Source organism: Streptomyces sp. NPDC050423 (assembly GCF_040655445.1).
GTDB lineage: Bacteria > Actinomycetota > Actinomycetes > Streptomycetales > Streptomycetaceae > Streptomyces.
Window position 1 is genome coordinate 106687 of record NZ_JBFAJY010000016.1, and the last position, 15865, is coordinate 122551.

General features: G+C 70.7%; 15 protein-coding genes. 3 read left to right on the plus strand and 12 right to left on the minus strand.

All coding sequences use genetic code 11. The features are described 5' to 3' along the window. Positions 1-194 precede the first annotated feature (194 nt). Positions 195-1991 (minus strand): 2-isopropylmalate synthase, encoded by a 1797-nt coding sequence (gene leuA, locus AB0I52_RS14795; RefSeq protein WP_363072462.1) that lies wholly within the window; start codon positions 1989-1991, stop codon positions 195-197. A gap of 326 nt (positions 1992-2317) precedes the next feature. Between leuA and AB0I52_RS14800 the strand changes: the two genes are divergently transcribed. Next, positions 2318-3394, plus strand: a complete 1077-nt coding sequence (locus tag AB0I52_RS14800) for a M4 family metallopeptidase (RefSeq protein WP_363072464.1) — start codon at positions 2318-2320, stop codon at positions 3392-3394. Positions 3395-3428: 34 nt separating this feature from the next. Then, entirely contained in the window at positions 3429-3695 is a 267-nt protein-coding gene (locus AB0I52_RS14805) for a protealysin inhibitor emfourin (RefSeq protein ID WP_363072466.1), read from the plus strand. A gap of 53 nt (positions 3696-3748) precedes the next feature. On the opposite strand, the gene era is transcribed toward AB0I52_RS14805, so the two are convergent. From era to AB0I52_RS14850, 9 genes are all read right to left on the minus strand, one after another. Further along, positions 3749-4723: a GTPase Era gene (era, locus tag AB0I52_RS14810; protein WP_363072468.1), complete on the minus strand. Its 975-nt coding sequence runs from the start codon at positions 4721-4723 to the stop codon at positions 3749-3751. Positions 4724-4786: 63 nt separating this feature from the next. Further along, complete coding sequence (locus tag AB0I52_RS14815) at positions 4787-5767, minus strand: DUF916 domain-containing protein (protein WP_363072470.1); 981 nt, start codon at positions 5765-5767, stop codon at positions 4787-4789. 61 nt (positions 5768-5828) lie between these two features. Beyond that, complete coding sequence (locus tag AB0I52_RS14820; protein WP_363072472.1) at positions 5829-7196, minus strand: beta-xylosidase; 1368 nt, start codon at positions 7194-7196, stop codon at positions 5829-5831. Positions 7197-7342: 146 nt separating this feature from the next. Then, positions 7343-7696, minus strand: coding sequence for a cytidine deaminase (locus tag AB0I52_RS14825; RefSeq protein ID WP_363072474.1), 354 nt, complete (start codon positions 7694-7696; stop codon positions 7343-7345). Between the two features lie 116 nt (positions 7697-7812). Next, entirely contained in the window at positions 7813-8166 is a 354-nt protein-coding gene (locus AB0I52_RS14830; protein ID WP_363072476.1) for an MmcQ/YjbR family DNA-binding protein, read from the minus strand. Beyond that, positions 8163-9455, minus strand: a complete 1293-nt coding sequence (locus AB0I52_RS14835; protein ID WP_363072478.1) for a hemolysin family protein — start codon at positions 9453-9455, stop codon at positions 8163-8165. The genes AB0I52_RS14830 and AB0I52_RS14835 overlap by 4 nt, the downstream gene beginning before the upstream one ends. Continuing rightward, on the minus strand, positions 9452-9949 hold the full coding sequence (ybeY, locus tag AB0I52_RS14840; protein ID WP_363072480.1) for an rRNA maturation RNase YbeY: 498 nt from the start codon (positions 9947-9949) through the stop codon (positions 9452-9454). Before ybeY ends, AB0I52_RS14835 begins: the two co-directional genes overlap by 4 nt. A 9-nt stretch (positions 9950-9958) precedes the next feature. Further along, positions 9959-11008: a PhoH family protein gene (locus AB0I52_RS14845; RefSeq protein ID WP_363072482.1), complete on the minus strand. Its 1050-nt coding sequence runs from the start codon at positions 11006-11008 to the stop codon at positions 9959-9961. A gap of 132 nt (positions 11009-11140) precedes the next feature. Then, positions 11141-12247, minus strand: coding sequence for a PfkB family carbohydrate kinase (locus tag AB0I52_RS14850; RefSeq protein ID WP_363072484.1), 1107 nt, complete (start codon positions 12245-12247; stop codon positions 11141-11143). A gap of 358 nt (positions 12248-12605) precedes the next feature. Between AB0I52_RS14850 and AB0I52_RS14855 the strand changes: the two genes are divergently transcribed. After that, positions 12606-13934 carry an MFS transporter gene (locus AB0I52_RS14855; RefSeq protein WP_363072486.1) on the plus strand — a complete coding sequence of 443 codons (1329 nt, stop codon included), beginning with the start codon at positions 12606-12608 and terminating at the stop codon, positions 13932-13934. Here the strand turns inward: AB0I52_RS14855 and AB0I52_RS14860 are convergent. Both AB0I52_RS14860 and AB0I52_RS14865 read right to left on the minus strand, forming a co-directional pair. Further along, on the minus strand, positions 13919-14911 hold the full coding sequence (locus AB0I52_RS14860; RefSeq protein ID WP_363072488.1) for an adenosine deaminase: 993 nt from the start codon (positions 14909-14911) through the stop codon (positions 13919-13921). The two genes, AB0I52_RS14855 and AB0I52_RS14860, sit on opposite strands and share 16 nt — an antisense overlap. Before the next feature lie 34 nt (positions 14912-14945). Further along, a complete protein-coding gene (locus AB0I52_RS14865; protein ID WP_363072490.1) occupies positions 14946-15854 on the minus strand; it encodes a ribonuclease Z in 909 nt (302 codons plus the stop codon). Between the last annotated feature and the right edge of the window lie 11 nt (positions 15855-15865).

Consider the following 15865-nt stretch of genomic DNA (forward strand, 5'->3'; position numbering starts at 1 on the left):
TCCCCCGCAGCCCTGAGGACACGGGAGGTACCCGCACGGCAACATTGCCGTGTTGACGTGATGTTAACCACATCGACCGGAGGGCGTCAGCACCTCGCTCGTCACAACCGCCGGAGATGGCCGAACCCCGCCCCCCGGGTGCGGGTGGACGGGGTCACGAACCGTACTGCTTCACGCCCTTTCGGGCACCGGGGTCAGCGGGTGGCGCGGTTGACCGCCGAGACGACCGCCTTCAGCGAGGCCCGGGTGGTGTTGGCGTCGATGCCGATGCCCCACAGGACCTTTCCGTCGATCGCGCACTCGATGTACGAGGCGGCCTGCGCGCTCGCGCCCTCGCTCATCGTGTGCTCGGTGTAGTCCAGCAGCCGGACGTCGATGCCGATGGCCTGCAGCGCCTCGAAGAACGCCGAGATCGGGCCGTTGCCGGTGCCGGTGAGCACGGTGTCCGCGCCGTCCACCGTCGCCTCGACGGTGATCGTGTCCCGGCCGTCGGACCCGGTGGTGGTCTGGCCGGAGCGGATCTGCACGCGCCCCCACTGCGCCGCGGCGTCCTCGGGGTTGGGCAGGTACTCGTCCTGGAACGTCGTCCAGATCTGCGCCGGCGTGACCTCGCCGCCCTCGGCGTCGGTCTTGGCCTGAATGATCCGGGAGTACTCGATCTGCATCCGGCGCGGCAGGTCCAGCTTGTGGTCGTTCTTCAGGACATACGCGATTCCGCCCTTGCCGGACTGCGAGTTGACCCGGATGACCGCCTCGTAACTGCGGCCGACGTCCTTCGGGTCGATCGGCAGGTACGGCACCGCCCACTCGAGGTCGTCCACCGTCTTGCCCTGGGCGGCCGCGTCCGCCTCCATGGCGTCGAAGCCCTTCTTGATGGCGTCCTGGTGGGAGCCGGAGAAGGCGGTGTAGACCAGGTCGCCCGCGTAGGGGTGGCGCGGGTGGACCTCCATCTGGTTGCAGTACTCGCTGGTGCGGCGGATCTCGTCGATCTGCGAGAAGTCGATCTGCGGGTCGACACCCTGCGAGAAGAGGTTCATGCCCAGCGTCACCAGGTCGACGTTGCCGGTGCGCTCACCCTGGCCGAACAGGCATCCCTCGATCCGGTCCGCCCCGGCCATCAGGGCCAGCTCGGCGGCGGCGACGGCGGTGCCGCGGTCGTTGTGCGGGTGGACGGACAGACAGACGAACTCGCGGCGCGACAGGTTGCGCGACATCCACTCGAACCGGTCGGCGTGCGTGGACGGCGTCGAACGCTCCACGGTGGCGGGCAGGTTGAGGATGATCTCGCGGCCCTCCTCGGGCTGCCAGACGTCGCACACCGCCTCGCAGACCTCCAGGGCGAAGTCCAGCTCGGTGTCGGTGAAGATCTCGGGGCTGTACTGGTAGCCGAAGATCGTCTCCTCGCCCAGGATCTTCTCGGCGTACTCCATGACCAGCCGGGTGCCGTCCACGGCGATCTGCTTGACCTGCTCCCTGGAGCCGCGGAAGACGACGCGGCGGAAGGTGGGGGCGGTCGCGTTGTACAGGTGGACGGTGGCGCGGTGGGCCCCGACCAGCGATTCGACGGTCCGCTCGATCAGTTCCTCGCGGGCCTGCGTCAGGACGGAGATCGTCACGTCCTCGGGGATCGCGCCCTCTTCGATGATGGAGCGGACGAACGCGAAGTCGGTCTCTCCGGAGGACGGGAAGCCGACCTCGATCTCCTTGTAACCCATGCGCACCAGCAGGTCGAACATCTCGCGCTTGCGGGCCGGTGACATCGGGTCGATCAGGGCCTGGTTCCCGTCGCGCAGGTCCGTGGAGAGCCAGCGGGGTGCGACCGTGACGCGCTGGTCCGGCCAGGTGCGGTCGGGGATCTCGACCGCCTCGTAACGGCCGTACTTGCCGATCGGCATCCCGGACGGCTTCTGCAGTCCCGTGGCGTTGGTGATCGGCGTGGGGCGGCCGACGGCGTCGTCGACGGGGGCCTGAGCGGGATTCACTGCGGTCATGACGTGGGGCTCCTCGGAGTCCGGCAAAGAGGGGGTCCCCCTGCTCCTCAAGAGCTCGGGGGAGGCCGACCGTGTCGCTGCAACACCGGACTCCGCGGGGAGGGAGGTCGGCCTACGACTTACAGACCCTCGCCGCGGCAGCTAAGAAGAAGCAGCCCAAAACGCATGATGCGAAGAGAGTAACCGAGCAACGCCCGAGAGGTCGGTGCCGTATCAGTATGCGGGACCGGGCGCCGGTAACGGGTGAACGGTGACCGATCACTCTATTTCATCAATCCTGGCGGCAATCAGTGACACGGCGATCACACAGTGCCACAGTCGATTGCATGCAGCCTCGAACTCAGCACGGGTTCCGTCCCGTCTTCTGCACCATCGTGCCGCCCCACGTCCTCGACAAGCTGTCGCAGTCCGACGATCCCGTCCTGGCGGGCCCGGCCCGCCGCACCCTGGAGGCCGACGCCGCCCGGCGCACCCGCCGCCAGGTGACGACCCCCGTCCCACCCCGCGTCGCCCCCGCACCGGAGGGCGACCGCTCCGGCAAACCCGACCGCACCCTGTACGACTGCCGGCACGGCACCGAGCTGCCCGGCACCAAGGTCCGCGCCGAGGGCGAGGACCCCACGGGCGACGCCAGCGTCAACCGCGCCTACGCGGGCCTCGGAGCCACCTTCGAACTGCTGCTCAAGACATACGGGCGGCGTTCGATCGACGGCAACGGGCTGCCGCTGATCGGCTCCGTGCACTACGACGAGAAGTACAACAACGCCTTCTTCGACGGCGAGCAGATGGTGTTCGGTGACGGGGACGGGGAGATCTTCCTGGACTTCACCGTCGCCATCGACGTCATCGCCCACGAGCTGGCGCACGGCCTCACCCAGTACACGGCCAACCTGAGCTACTACGGCCAGTCCGGCGCGCTCAACGAGTCCGTCTCGGACGTGTTCGGCTCCCTGGTCAAGCAGTACTCGCTGGGCCAGACCGCCGAGCAGGCCGACTGGCTGATCGGCGCCGGCCTGCTGGCGCCCAGGGTCCAGGGGGTGGCGCTGCGCTCGATGAAGGCGCCCGGCACCGCGTACGACGACGATGTGCTCGGCAAGGACCCGCAGCCCGCGTCGATGGACGACTACATCCACACCGGCGACGACAACGGCGGAGTGCACCTCAACTCCGGCATCCCGAACCGCGCGTTCTATCTGCTGGCGACCGCGCTCGGCGGCAGTTCCTGGGAGAAGGCCGGACAGCTCTGGTTCGATGTGCTCACCGGTGGTGAACTGGCGGTGGACGCGGACTTCGCGGCCTTCGCCCGGCTGACCGTCGCGGCGGCACGCAGCCGCTTCGGCGAGGGGGACGAGGCGGAGGCGGTCCTCAAGGCCTGGTCGGAGGTGGGCGTACCGACCGCGTAGACAGCAGGGCCCGCCCGTCGAGGAAGGACACCGCATGCGGATCCAGGTGAGCAGGACCGGTGGTTTCGCCGGTATCGCACGCCACCGCGAGATCGACACCTCCGGGCGGGCCGACGCCCGCGAATGGGAGGCCCTGGCCGAATCGGCGCTCACCGGCGGCCGGGACGCCCCGCCGGCCGGCGTTCCGGACGGCTTCGGCTACCGGATCACGGTCGGCGACCGGACCGTGCACTGCGCGGACCCGCGGCTGACCGACGCCCAGCGCGCGCTGGTCTCACGCGTCCTGAAGGAGGGCGCGTGAGACCGGCGTACCGCTGAGCCCCGTCAGAACCGCGAGCTGGGTTCTGACAGGGCTCAGAACCCCAGCTTGCGCAGCTGCTTGGGATCCCGCTGCCAGTCCTTGGCGACCTTCACGTGCAGGTCCAGGAAGACCGGCGTGCCGAGCAGCGCCTCGATGTGCTTGCGCGACTTGATGCCGACGTCCTTGAGCCGCTTGCCCTTCGGGCCGATGATGATGCCCTTCTGGCTGGGCCGCTCGATGTAGACGTTGGCGTGGATGTCGAGCAGCGGCTTGTCCGCCGGACGGTCCTCGCGCGGCAGCATCTCCTCGACGACGACCGCGATGGAGTGCGGCAGCTCGTCGCGGACGCCTTCGAGCGCGGCCTCCCGGATCAGCTCCGCGACCATGACCATCTCGGGCTCGTCGGTGAGGTCGCCCTCCGGGTAGAGCGGCGGGCTCTCGGGGAGCAGCGGGGCGATCAGGTCGGCCAGCAGGCCCACCTGGTCGTCCTTGACGGCCGAGACCGGGATGATCTCCGCCCACTCGAAGCCGAGCTCCTCGCCGACGCGGGAGACGGCCAGCAGCTGTTCGGCGAGCTGCTTGGACTCGACCAGGTCGGACTTGGTGATGATCGCGATCTTGGGCGTCTTCTTGATGCCCGCGAGTTCCTTGATGATGTATTTGTCGCCGGGGCCGAGCTTCTGGTCGGCGGGCAGGCAGAACCCGATGACGTCGACCTCGGCCCAGGTGGTGCGTACGACGTCGTTCAGACGCTCGCCCAGCAGGGTGCGCGGCTTGTGGAGGCCGGGGGTGTCGACCAGGATCAGCTGCGCGTCCGGCCGGTGCACGATGCCGCGGACCGTGTGCCGGGTGGTCTGTGGCCGGTTGGACGTGATCGCCACCTTCTGGCCGACCAGAGCGTTCGTAAGGGTGGACTTGCCCGCGTTGGGACGGCCCACGAAGCAGGCGAAGCCGGCCCGGTGCGGGGCGGTGTTCTCAGCCTGCTGCGCAGCAGCTTCTGGGTTAGGTCGAGCGCTCATGGCGCCCATTGTCCCCGATCCCGGCGGCACTGCCGCACCAAGGCGTCCGGCGGGGCCGCCGGGCCCCTCCTCTCAGGCCGTGCGGCGACGGCTCCGACGTGCCCGTATCCACAGCCCCGCGCCCCCGGCAAGAATCACCAGCAACACCCCGGCGACCAGCCAGGGCAGCGCGAAGTACGAGGCGGCGGCGGACTCGCGGGTGTCGCGGGCACTGGCCGTCAGCCTGACCTCGCCCCACTCCAGCTGCGGCGCGCCCTTCCACTCCTCGGTGAGCCGGACCTCCTGGCGGGGCAGCAGCTCGGACGGGATCCGTTTCAGGTCGCGGGCGAGCAGGGTGCGGCCGAAGAGGCCCTCGGCCTTGAGCGCGACCTTGGGACTGAGGGTGACGTTGCCGCGGTTGCGGAGCGTGTACGAGATGACCGCGCGGGACTTCCCGGTGCCCGGCACGAGCGGCTGGGTGTGCTCGACCCTGACGTCGTCCACGGAGAGCGCGGGCATCGTCGGGCCGTTGACGCGCAGATAGATCCGGGCGCCGACCGCCTTCTGGATGCCGACGGCCACGGCGCCCGCGTCGGCGGGGTCGATGCGCTCGTCGAGGGCGACGAGGGCGCCGGGGTGATCGCCCGGTTCGGCGTCCTCGGGGACCTTGATCGTGACGGGCACGGTGACCGAGCCGTGCGGCTTCACGGTGACCCGGTCGCGGTCGGTCCTGGCCCAGGCGCCCACGGAGCGCTGCTTCTCGTTCTGCGCGCGGACCGCGAATCCGCCGTCGCGTTCGGTGTTGTACGCGTCGGCCGTGTACAGCCGGAAGGTCAGCGGGTCACCGGTCTTGTTCTTGACGGTCACCTTGTCGGTGAGGGTGGCTCCGGGGTCGGCCGAGAGATAGAAGTACGGCCGGGTGCCGGTGGCGGCGGTGGCCGGGAAGACCGACCAGCTGCCGTTGTCGGCGGCGTCGGCCGCGGGGGCGCCCAGCAGGAGCAGGGCTGTGGACAGCAGGGACGACAGGGATACGGACAGCTTGCGCACGGTGGCGGGCCCCCAGGGTGCACGCATGGGCGGGGTGGTGGACCGGCCGGGTGCGCGCCCGGCCCACCGGTGGGTCCGTGGTACCGGCTCACGTCAGGGTGAGCGTGAGCACTCCGGAGTAGGTGCCGGTGGCGGAGTACGCCGGCACGTTCAGCGACAGCTGGGCGTCCACGGTGAACTCGCCGCCGGTGAAGGCGGCGTTCGGCGTGGAGGCCAGGGTGGCTCCCGCACTGCCGACCGAGCCCTCGGAACCCGCCGCGCAGGTGCTCGGGCTGCCGGCCTTCGCCGTACAGGCCGGGCTCCAGCCGAGCGCGGAGGCGCCGATCACGGCACCGGCCGGACCCTTGAAGTCGGTGACCTTTCCGGTCAGCGACCAGCCCGCGGGGCCGCCGCGGAAGTCCTTGACCGTCACGGTCCGCAGGGCGCCGGTGGATGCGCCGCCCTTCCCGAAGTCGACCGCCGACAGTTCGACGGAGTCCCCGGCCTGCGACATGGAGAGCGTGCCCGCCTTGACGGACGAGGTGAGCTTCTGGCTGCCGTCCGGCGTCTCCCCGCCGCCGCCGGTGACGGTGTAGGCCTGGGGGCCCGCGCCCTTGGCGGCGTCCCAGCCGGCGCCCTCGTAGGCGACGATCGCGGTGGTCGCCGGGTCGTTGACGGTCAGCTGTCCGGTGAAGGCACCCGATCCGTCCGCCGTGGCCGTCGCCGTGTCACCGGTCGGGGCGTCCCCGGCCCGGCCTGCGAGGGTGACGGCCGCGCCCGCGGTGAACTTCGAGCCGGTCACGGTGACCTGGTCACCGGCCGCGCCGGAGGCCGTACCGAGCTGGATGGCGCGCTCGTTGACCTGGCCGCCGCCGTCCGTCGCGATGATCGTCTGGGAGACGGGCGCGGGCGGATCGGTGACCGTGCAGGGCGTGTCCAGCTCCATGATGTAGCTGGTGTGGATGTTGTAGTCGCCGGGCGAGAGGGTGATCTCGCCGGGCGCGGTGACCTTGAAGGTGCCGGTCATGGCGAACGACGGGAACTCGCCCTTGCCGGGCACCGGGTCGTTCTTCTTCGGGCCCGCCACCGTGATGTCGGTGGACTGCGCACCGGCGACGGTGACCTTGCCGGTCGGCGTCATGATGTCGGCGGGCAGCGCCAGGTCGACCGGGTTGCTCGCGGCCGGCTTGACGACGGTGTACGTCACCGTGACCGTGTCGCCGACCTTCGGGGCCGCGTTGTCGACGCTGATCTGCGCCGACGTCGTCCCGTCGATCGGCGGGATCCCGGCGATCGCGGGCGGGATGCAGTGGGTCGGGAAGTCCACCGCCACGGATGCCGCCGCCATGGCCTGGGCCGGCCCGGCGAGCAGTCCTCCCCCGGTGACGACGAGCGCGCCCACACCCAGCGCGGCGGCCCAGCGGCGGCTTCGGCGCCGCGTCCACGGACTGTCGGATCTTCGAATGGCTGGACTCATGGAGCCCCCTCCTGCGGAATTGCGGCGCAGCGGCTCTTCCGCGCCGGCAGGGGGCCATTGATGACTCCGGCCGAAAAGAAGTCAATGGGATCGAAACGCGCTGACTGATGGGCCATCAGATGCTGTCAAGATCGGTCCCGAGGAGGTCAGCCCGCAGTCACCCTGAGCCGCAGCACCCCGTCCGGTCCGGCGAGCAGCACCGGGGTGTCCGCCCCTCCCAGGTCCCGTACCGCCGCACGGTCCTCCTCCGAGGGCGTCTCGGCCTCGGAGACGACCGCGGCCGCCTCCAGCGAGGTGGCGCCGCTCGCCACGGCCATGGCGACGGCCGTCCGGAGCGCGCTGAGGCGCAGCGATTCCAGCTGTACCGTGCCCGCCACGTACGTACGTCCGGTCTCGTCCCGTACGGCCGCGCCCTCCGGCACACCGTTGCGGGCGCGGGCGCTGCGCGCCAGCGTGACGATCTTGCGGTCCTCGGCGCCGAGGTCGGTGCTATCGGTCATGTGCCGAGCATACGAAGCGTGCGGACCGGCACGGCACGCGGGCGCCCGGAGGCGGAACCGAGCCCCTCCGGCGATCGAGGAGCGGGGGTCCGGGGGCGAAGCCCCCGAAACGCCCCCTATCCCCGGTCCAGCCGCAACCGCTCGGCCCGCGGCAGCCCCGCCACCACCAGGTCGTAACTGTCCTCGATCAGCTCCCGCAGCCTCGCGTCCGGCAGCCCCGACACCGTCACCGTGTTCCAGTGCCGTTTGTTCATGTGCCACCCCGGCGCGACGGCCTCGTGCTCCTCCCGGAGCCGCACCGCTTCGTCGGGGTCGCACTTGAGGTTCACCTTCAGCGGCCGCGCCTCCAGGGAGCTCAGCGCGAACATCTTGCCGAGCACCTTGAAGACGGACGCCTCCGGCCCGAACGGGAACTCCTCGGCGCTCGCGTTGAACTCCAGGCAGAACGCCCTCAGCTCCTTCGGAGTCATGCCGCCGCCTCCTCCTGCGGAGCCAGCGGCTCCACCAGCACTGTGACGATCTTGTTCCGGCGGCCCGCCGGGGACTCCGCGGTCAGCCGCAGCCGCCGCCCGTCGGGCAGTTCCACCTCCGAGGAGGCGCCGGCGATCGGGACCCGGCCCAGCGCCTTCGCGAGCAGCCCGCCGACCGTCTCCACGTCCTCGTCGTCGTACTCGTCGAGGCCGAACAGGTCTCCGAGGTCCCCGATGTCGAGGCGCGCGGTGACCCGGAAGCAGCCGTTCTCCAGCTCCTGGACCGGCGGGAGTTCGCGGTCGTACTCGTCGGTGATCTCGCCGACGATCTCCTCCAGGATGTCCTCGATGGTGACGATGCCCGCCGTGCCGCCGTACTCGTCGATGACGACCGCGACGTGGCTGCGGTCCTGCTGCATCTCGCGCAGCAGATCACCGGCGTTCTTCGTGTCGGGCACGAACGCGGCGGGGCGCATCGCCGTGGAGACCAGATCGGCCTCCGACTCCCGGTTGATGTGCGTCTTGCGGACCAGGTCCTTGAGATAGACGATGCCGACGATGTCGTCCTCGTTCTCCCCCGTGACCGGGATCCGCGAGAAACCGGAGCGCAGCGCGAGGGTGAGCGCCTGCCGGATCGTCTTGTAGCGCTCGATGCAGACCAGGTCGGTGCGCGGCACCATCACCTCGCGCACGAGGGTGTCGCCGAGTTCGAAGACGGAGTGCACCATGCGGCGCTCCTCGTCCTCGATCAGCGACTCCTGCTCGGCGAGGTCGACCATCGCCCGCAGTTCGGCCTCACTGGCGAACGGTCCCTTGCGGAACCCCTTGCCCGGCGTCAGCGCGTTGCCGATGAGGATCAGCAGCTGCGGGACGGGGCCCATGATCCTGGCCAGCGGCAGCAGGACGTATGCCGACGCCGTGGCCGTGTTCAGCGGGTGCTGGCGGCCGATGGTGCGCGGCGAGACCCCGATGGCGACGTAGGAGACGAGGACCATCACCCCCATGGCGACGGCCAGCGCCTCCCAGGTCTCCGGGAGTTCCTTCAGACAGGCGTACGTGACCAGCACTCCGGCCGACATCTCGCAGGCGACCCGCACCAGCAGGGCGACATTGAGATAGCGGGTCGGATCGGCCGCGACCTGTTCCAGCTTGTCGCTGCCGCGACGGCCCGAGCGGACGGCCTCGGCCGCCCGGAAGCTCGACGTACGCGCGATACCGGCCTCGGCACACGCCGCCAGCCAGCCGACGACGACCAGCACGACGACCCCGAATACGAGCGGCAGGCTCACGAGAGGGTGGGGGCGGGCGACGGACCGGTCATACCGCGCTCACCGCGCCAGCCGTCGACGATCGCCGCCTGGAGGCCGAACATCTCGGCCTTCTCGTCCGGCTCCTCGTGGTCGTAGCCGAGCAGGTGCAGCACCCCGTGGACGGTGAGGAGCTGGAGCTCCTCGTCCATGGAGTGCTGCGTCTCGGCGTCCTCGCCCTGCTTCTTGGCGACCTCCGGGCAGAGCACGATGTCGCCGAGGAGCCCCTGCGGGGGCTCCTCGTCGTCCTTGGCCGGCGGACGGAGCTCGTCCATCGGGAAGGACATGACGTCCGTCGGGCCCGTCAGGTCCATCCACTGGATGTGGAGCTGCTCCATGGCGCCGGTGTCCACCACGATCACCGAGAGCTCGGAGAGCGGGTGGATCCGCATCCGGGCGAGTGCGTAGCGGGCGATGTCGAGGATCGCCTGCTCGTCGACCTCGGTTCCGGACTCGTTGTTGACGTCGATCGACATGGTGCGCTGCTACTGCTTCCCGTTGTGGCGGCCCTGGCCCTTGCCGGCCCGGCCGTCCTGTTCGACTTGGCTGTCGTACTTCTCGTACGCGTCGACGATACGGCCGACCAGCTTGTGCCGAACGACATCCTGGGACGTGAGCCGGGAGAAGTGCACGTCGTCGAGGCCCTCCAGGATGTCCTGCACCTGGCGCAGACCGCTCTTGGTCCCGTTCGGCAGGTCGACCTGGGTGACGTCACCGGTGACGACGATCTTCGAGTCGAAGCCCAGCCGGGTCAGGAACATCTTCATCTGCTCGGCGCTGGTGTTCTGCGCCTCGTCGAGGATGATGAAAGCGTCGTTGAGCGTACGCCCCCTCATATAAGCCAGCGGCGCCACCTCGATCGTCCCCGCCGCCATCAGCCGAGGGATCGAGTCCGGGTCGAGCATGTCGTGCAGCGCGTCGTAGAGCGGGCGCAGGTACGGGTCGATCTTGTCGAAGAGCGTGCCGGGCAGGAAGCCGAGCCGCTCGCCCGCCTCGACCGCCGGCCGGGTCAGGATGATCCGGCTGACCTGCTTGGACTGCAGCGCCTGGACGGCCTTGGCCATGGCGAGGTAGGTCTTGCCGGTACCGGCGGGGCCGATGCCGAACACGATCGTGTGCTTGTCGATCGCGTCGACATATCGCTTCTGGTTGAGCGTCTTGGGGCGGATCGTGCGGCCGCGGCTGGAGAGGATGTTCTGCGTGAGCACCTCGGCCGGGGTCTCCGTGCCTTCCGCCTGGCCGTTGTCGCTGGCCTTGAGCATCGCGATCGAACGTTCCACAGCGTCCTCCGTCATCGGCTGACCGGTGCGGAGCACCAGCACCATCTCGTCGAACAGGCGCTGGATCAGGGCGATTTCCGCCGTGTTCCCCGTCGCGCTTATCTCATTGCCCCGGACGTGGATGTCGGCTGCCGGGAACGCCGCTTCGATCACGCGCAGCAGCACGTCGCCCGATCCCAGGAGCATCACCATGGGGTGTGCGGCCGGAATCCTGATGCGGGCACGCGCCTGCGGCTGTGTGGGTGTCTGAGTCATGGGCCGGCCCTCGGGCCTGCGCATACCTCCCGTTGCAGGGTTCTCGCTGCTCGACAACCTCTGGAGTACCAAGCTTACGACTCCGTACCGACAACACCGAGAGGTTTTCACGCGCGGAAGCGACCGGGCCGGTCACGGCCGGAAGCCGATCGTCGGGACCGCCCTGCGCAGCGGCCAGTGGCGGGCCGCCGACGGCAGCAGGTCCTGGAGGAACGCGTACCGCTGGAGCGCCGTCGGGTCCTGGTCGGCGCAGGTGCGGACCTGCTGCCACCAGGCGGCGATCTCCGCCCAGCCGGGGGCCGACAGCGAGCCGCCGAACTCCTGGACCGAGAGGGCGGCGGTGAGTCCGGCGAAGGCGAGCCGGTCGGCGAGCGGCCAGTTGGCCAGGGTGCCGGTGACGAAGCCGGCGACGAAGACGTCGCCCGCGCCGGTCGGGTCGAGCGCCTCGACCTCGATCGCGGGGACCTCGGCGGCGGTCCCGGTGACCGCGTCGACCGCGTAGGCGCCCTCGGCGCCGAGTGTGACGACGGCGAGCGGTACGTGTTCGGCGAGCGCGTGCGCGGCGGCACGGGGGCAGTCGGTGCGGGTGTAGCGCATGGCCTCCTCCGCGTTGGGGAGGAACGCCTTGCAGTGCGCCAGGTCGGTCAGGCCGGCCAGGTCCCAGCGGCCGGTCTCGTCCCAGCCGACGTCGGCGAAGACCATGGCGCCGCGGCGGGCCGCCGCGGCCACCCACGGCTCGCTGCGTCCCGGGACGAGCGAGGCGACGGCGGCGCGGGCCCGGGGCGGGCACTGCGGGAAGGCGGCGGTGGTGGCCGGGCCCGGGGCGGCGGGCGGCGGGGCCTCGTGGCCGTGCGAGACCATCGTCCGCTCGCCCTCGTACGCCATGGAGACGGTCACCGGGGAGTGCCAGCCGCGGACGGTGTGCGACATGGAGAGGTCGATGCCCTCGCCCTGCTCCAGCGCGTCCCAGCAGTACTCGCCGTAGTGGTCGTCGCCGAAGGCGGCGGCCAGTGAGGTGTGCAGGCCGAGCCGCGCCAGCGCGGTGGCCATGTTGGCGACCCCGCCGGGGCTGGAGCCCATGCCGCGCGCCCAGGACTCGGTGCCGCGCACGGGGGCGCTGTCCAGGCCGGTGAAGATGATGTCGAGGAAGACCGTGCCGGTGAGGAAGACATCGCAGTCCGGGTCCTGCGGCGCGCGCAGTCCGTCCAGTGGATCGATTCCTGGAATCCCAGTGCTCACCTTGCACTCCCCGGTCGTGGCGGTTCCGGCCAGTGTGCCCGATCCGCTCGCCCGTCCGGCGGGTCCGCGCCGAGTCCGTACACACAGAGCCTGACCTGCATAAACATGCGTTGCTACCCGCATATTAAAGCGGCAAACATATAAGTGGTTCAGATCACAGCGTGGCGACTTTCGGTCGGCCGGGAGCACTTGATACAAATTGGCCCGCGAGCACCGTTGGGGGCAGTTTCCGGCGAGTGCGTCGACTTCTTCGCATTTCCCACATTTTCCTCATGTGTGCCTCGGTGCGTCCTACTGCTGGACGCACCAACCCCTCGCTGTCTTCTCCGCCTCCTCCGGCATGTCTTCAGGAACGCCCATGTCCTCGCGCCCTCGCGCCGCGTGGCCGCTGGTTGCCGTGTTCACCGCCGGTTACCTCGCCTCTTATCTGCTCCCCACCATCGTGGGGAGGCTCTCCGCCCATCTGGGTCTCACCGCCGCCCAGGCCGGCCTGGTCGGCAGTGCGCTGCTGCTGAGTTCGGCGGCCGCCGGGTTCTGCCTGGCGGGCCGGGTCGAGACGTACGGGCCGCGGCGGCCCGCGCGGATCGGGCTGGTGCTGGCCGCGCTGGGCTACGGCTGCGCGGCGCTGGCCGGTTCCGTGCCGCTGGTGGTCATGGGTGTGACGGTCGGCGGCTTCGGCTCCGGTACGGCGACCGCGGTCGCCGCGGCGGGCATCGCCGCCCGGCGCGATCCGCACCGGACCTCGTCGCTCGGGCTGCTCAGCGTCTCCGCGACCGCGGGCGTCCTCTACCTGACGATCCCTCATCTGGGCGGTGGCCACCGGCTGCCGTTCGCCTCGGTCGCCCTGGTCGCGCTCCTCGTCTGGCCCGCCACCTCACGGCTGGGCGCCCCGGTGTCCGCCGGCCCCGCGGCCCCCGCCTCCGGCCGGCTGCCGCACCGCCGCTCCGGTCTGGTGCTGGCGGGCGGCATGCTCGTCTGGTCGATGGCGCAGAACGCGCTGTGGGGTGTCAGCAGCCGCATCGGCGTGGTTCAAGCAGGGCTCTCCGAGGTCACCACGGGAGCGGTCTTCGCCGCCGCGCTCGGCGCCGGTCTGCTCGGAGTGATGGGCGCCGGGATGCTGGGCGCCCGGCTCGGGCGCGCGGTGCCGATCGGCCTCGGCACCGTGATCATCGCGGCCGGCATCGTGCTCAGTTCGTCGGCGGGCGGCCTCGGCTCGTTCGCGACCGGCGAGATCGTGTGGAACACCTTCTATCCGGTGGTCCTGTCGTACCTGATCGGCCTGGCCGCGTCACTGGACGTACGCGGCCGCTGGGCGGTCCTCGCCGGCTCGGCCTCGTCCATGGGCGTGGCCTGCGGGCCGCTGCTGGGCAGCGTGCTGTCCGAGGAGTCCGGCTATCCGGCGATGGGGCTGATCCTGGGCGCCGCGACCCTGCTGGTCACGGTCCCGGTGACGGCCGTCGCCCTGCACACCGGTGGCCGCCCGCTGGTGCCGGGATCGGTGCGCCGCAGGGGCGGTGCTCCGGCGGCCCTGCTCTCGGTCACCACCGGCGCGGTGCCGGGCGCCGTGCCCAGGCTCGGCGCGCCCGAGCAGGCCGTCACGGAGCTGAGCCTGCCCGAGCTGCGCCGCAGGCGCCTGGTCAGGAGCGCGTTCCGGACGGCCGGCGGGGACGGTCAGTCGAACGTGTAGGCCTCGACCTCGGACAGGTAGCGCGCCCGGCGCTCCTCGTCGTGGTCGAGGAAGGCCGCCTCGAAGGAGTTGCGGGCCAGGGTGCGCAGTTGTTCGCGCTCCAGGCCGAGCGCCTCGTGGACGGCGTGGAAGGTGTCCCCGACGTACCCGCCGAAGTAGGCGGGGTCGTCGGAGTTCACCGTGCAGAGCAGCCCGGCGTCCATCATGGCCCGCAGCGGGTGCTCTTCCAGGGTGTCTATGGCCCGCAGCCGTACGTTGGACAGCGGGCAGAGGGTGAGCGGCACCCGGTCGGCGGCCAGCCGCTTCACCAGCTCCGGGTCCTCCATGCAGCGCAGCCCGTGGTCGATGCGCTCCACGCCGAGTACGTCGAGCGCCTCGCGGATGTAGGCGGGCGGCCCCTCCTCGCCCGCGTGCGCGACCTTGCGCAGTCCGAGCGCCTCGGCGGCCGCGTACACCTCACGGAACTTGGCGGGCGGGTGGCCGACCTCGGCGGAGTCCAGGCCGACGGCACTGATCCGGTGCAGATGCGGCTTCGCGGCCTCCAGGGTCTCCAGGGCCGATTCGGCGGACAGGTCGCGCAGGAAGCACATGATCAGCTGGGTGGAGACGCCGTGCTTCTCCTCGCTGCGCTCCAGCGCCCGGCCGAGTCCCTCGACGACCGTGCCGATCGGGACGCCCCGGGCGGTGTGGGCCTGCGGGTCGAAGAAGATCTCGGCGTGCCGGACGCCCTGGGCGGCGGCGCGGGCGAGGTAGGCGTCGGCGAGATCGGCGAAGTCGTCCTCGGTCCGCAGCACCGCCATCAGCGCGTAGTACAGGTCGAGGAAGGTCTGCAAGTCGTCGAAGAGGTAGGCGGTGCGCAGTGCCTCGGTGTCCGCGTACGGGAGGTGCACGCCGTTGCGTGCGGCGAGTGCGAAGGCCAGCTCGGGTTCGAGGGTTCCTTCGATGTGGAGGTGGAGTTCGGCTTTGGGGAGGTGCACGGTTTCTCGCTAACGCAGGTGGTGCTGGTGTCTGTTATTGGTGACGGGTGGGGACCGGGACCCGGATCAGGTCCTGGGCGACGGTCAGTTCGCCCTCGAAGCCGGCGGCCCGTGCCTGGGTCTCGAAGGCTCCGGGGTCCGGGTAGCGCTGCGAGAAGTGGGTGAGCACGAGGTGCCGTACGCCCGCCTCCCGCGCGACCCGGGCCGCCTGTCCGGCGGTCAGGTGGCCGTGGTCGGTGGCCAGCCGTTCGTCCTCGTCGAGGAAGGTCGACTCGATGACCAGCATGTCGCATCCCTCGGCGAGCGCGTGCACACCGTCGCAGAGCCTGGTGTCCATGATGAACGCGAACCGCTGTCCGCGCCTGGGCTCGGAGACGTCGTCGAGCGTGACACCGCCGAGGGAGCCCTCGCGCTGGATGCGGCCGACGTCGGGCCCCGCGATGGAGTGCTCGGCGAGCCGGGCGGGCAGCATGCGGCGCCCGTCGGGTTCGACGAGGCGGTAGCCGTACGACTCGACGGGGTGCGAGAGCTTGTGGGCGCTGAGGGTGTACGCGTCCGTGGTGGCCAGCGGTCCGTCGGCGGCGACCGGGGCCTCGGTCAGCTCGACGGACTCCCGGTAGGCGGTCGCGTACCGCAGCCGGTCGAAGAAGTGCTGCCCGCTCGCCGGGTAGTGCGCGGTGACCGGGTGCGGGACCTGGTCGAGGTTGATCCGCTGGATCACCCCGGCCAGGCCGAGCGAGTGGTCGCCGTGGAAGTGCGTGACGCAGATCCGGTTGATGTCGTGCGCGGCGACGCCGGCCCGCAGCATCTGGCGCTGGGTGCCCTCGCCGGGGTCGAAGAGGAGGCCCTCGCCGTCCCAGCGCAGCAGGTAGCCGTTGTGGTTGCGGTGCCGGGTCGGGACCTGGCTCGCGGTGCCGAGGACGACGAGTTCACGTGCGGACACGGGGTGGGTCC

What these genes read in the sequence shown, in the direction of transcription:
- AB0I52_RS14800 (WP_363072464.1), top strand. Translation starts at nt 2,318, where the DNA reads ATGCAGCCTCGAACTCAGCACGGGTTCCGTCCCGTCTTCTGCACCATC.
- AB0I52_RS14820 (WP_363072472.1), bottom strand. Translation starts at nt 7,196, where the DNA reads ATGAGTCCAGCCATTCGAAGATCCGACAGTCCGTGGACGCGGCGCCGA.
- AB0I52_RS14815 (WP_363072470.1), bottom strand. Translation starts at nt 5,767, where the DNA reads ATGCGTGCACCCTGGGGGCCCGCCACCGTGCGCAAGCTGTCCGTATCC.
- AB0I52_RS14830 (WP_363072476.1), bottom strand. Translation starts at nt 8,166, where the DNA reads ATGACTCCGAAGGAGCTGAGGGCGTTCTGCCTGGAGTTCAACGCGAGC.
- ybeY (WP_363072480.1), bottom strand. Translation starts at nt 9,949, where the DNA reads ATGTCGATCGACGTCAACAACGAGTCCGGAACCGAGGTCGACGAGCAG.
- leuA (WP_363072462.1), bottom strand. Translation starts at nt 1,991, where the DNA reads ATGACCGCAGTGAATCCCGCTCAGGCCCCCGTCGACGACGCCGTCGGC.
- era (WP_363072468.1), bottom strand. Translation starts at nt 4,723, where the DNA reads ATGGGCGCCATGAGCGCTCGACCTAACCCAGAAGCTGCTGCGCAGCAG.
- AB0I52_RS14855 (WP_363072486.1), top strand. Translation starts at nt 12,606, where the DNA reads ATGTCCTCGCGCCCTCGCGCCGCGTGGCCGCTGGTTGCCGTGTTCACC.
- AB0I52_RS14805 (WP_363072466.1), top strand. Translation starts at nt 3,429, where the DNA reads ATGCGGATCCAGGTGAGCAGGACCGGTGGTTTCGCCGGTATCGCACGC.
- AB0I52_RS14825 (WP_363072474.1), bottom strand. Translation starts at nt 7,696, where the DNA reads ATGACCGATAGCACCGACCTCGGCGCCGAGGACCGCAAGATCGTCACG.
- AB0I52_RS14845 (WP_363072482.1), bottom strand. Translation starts at nt 11,008, where the DNA reads ATGACTCAGACACCCACACAGCCGCAGGCGCGTGCCCGCATCAGGATT.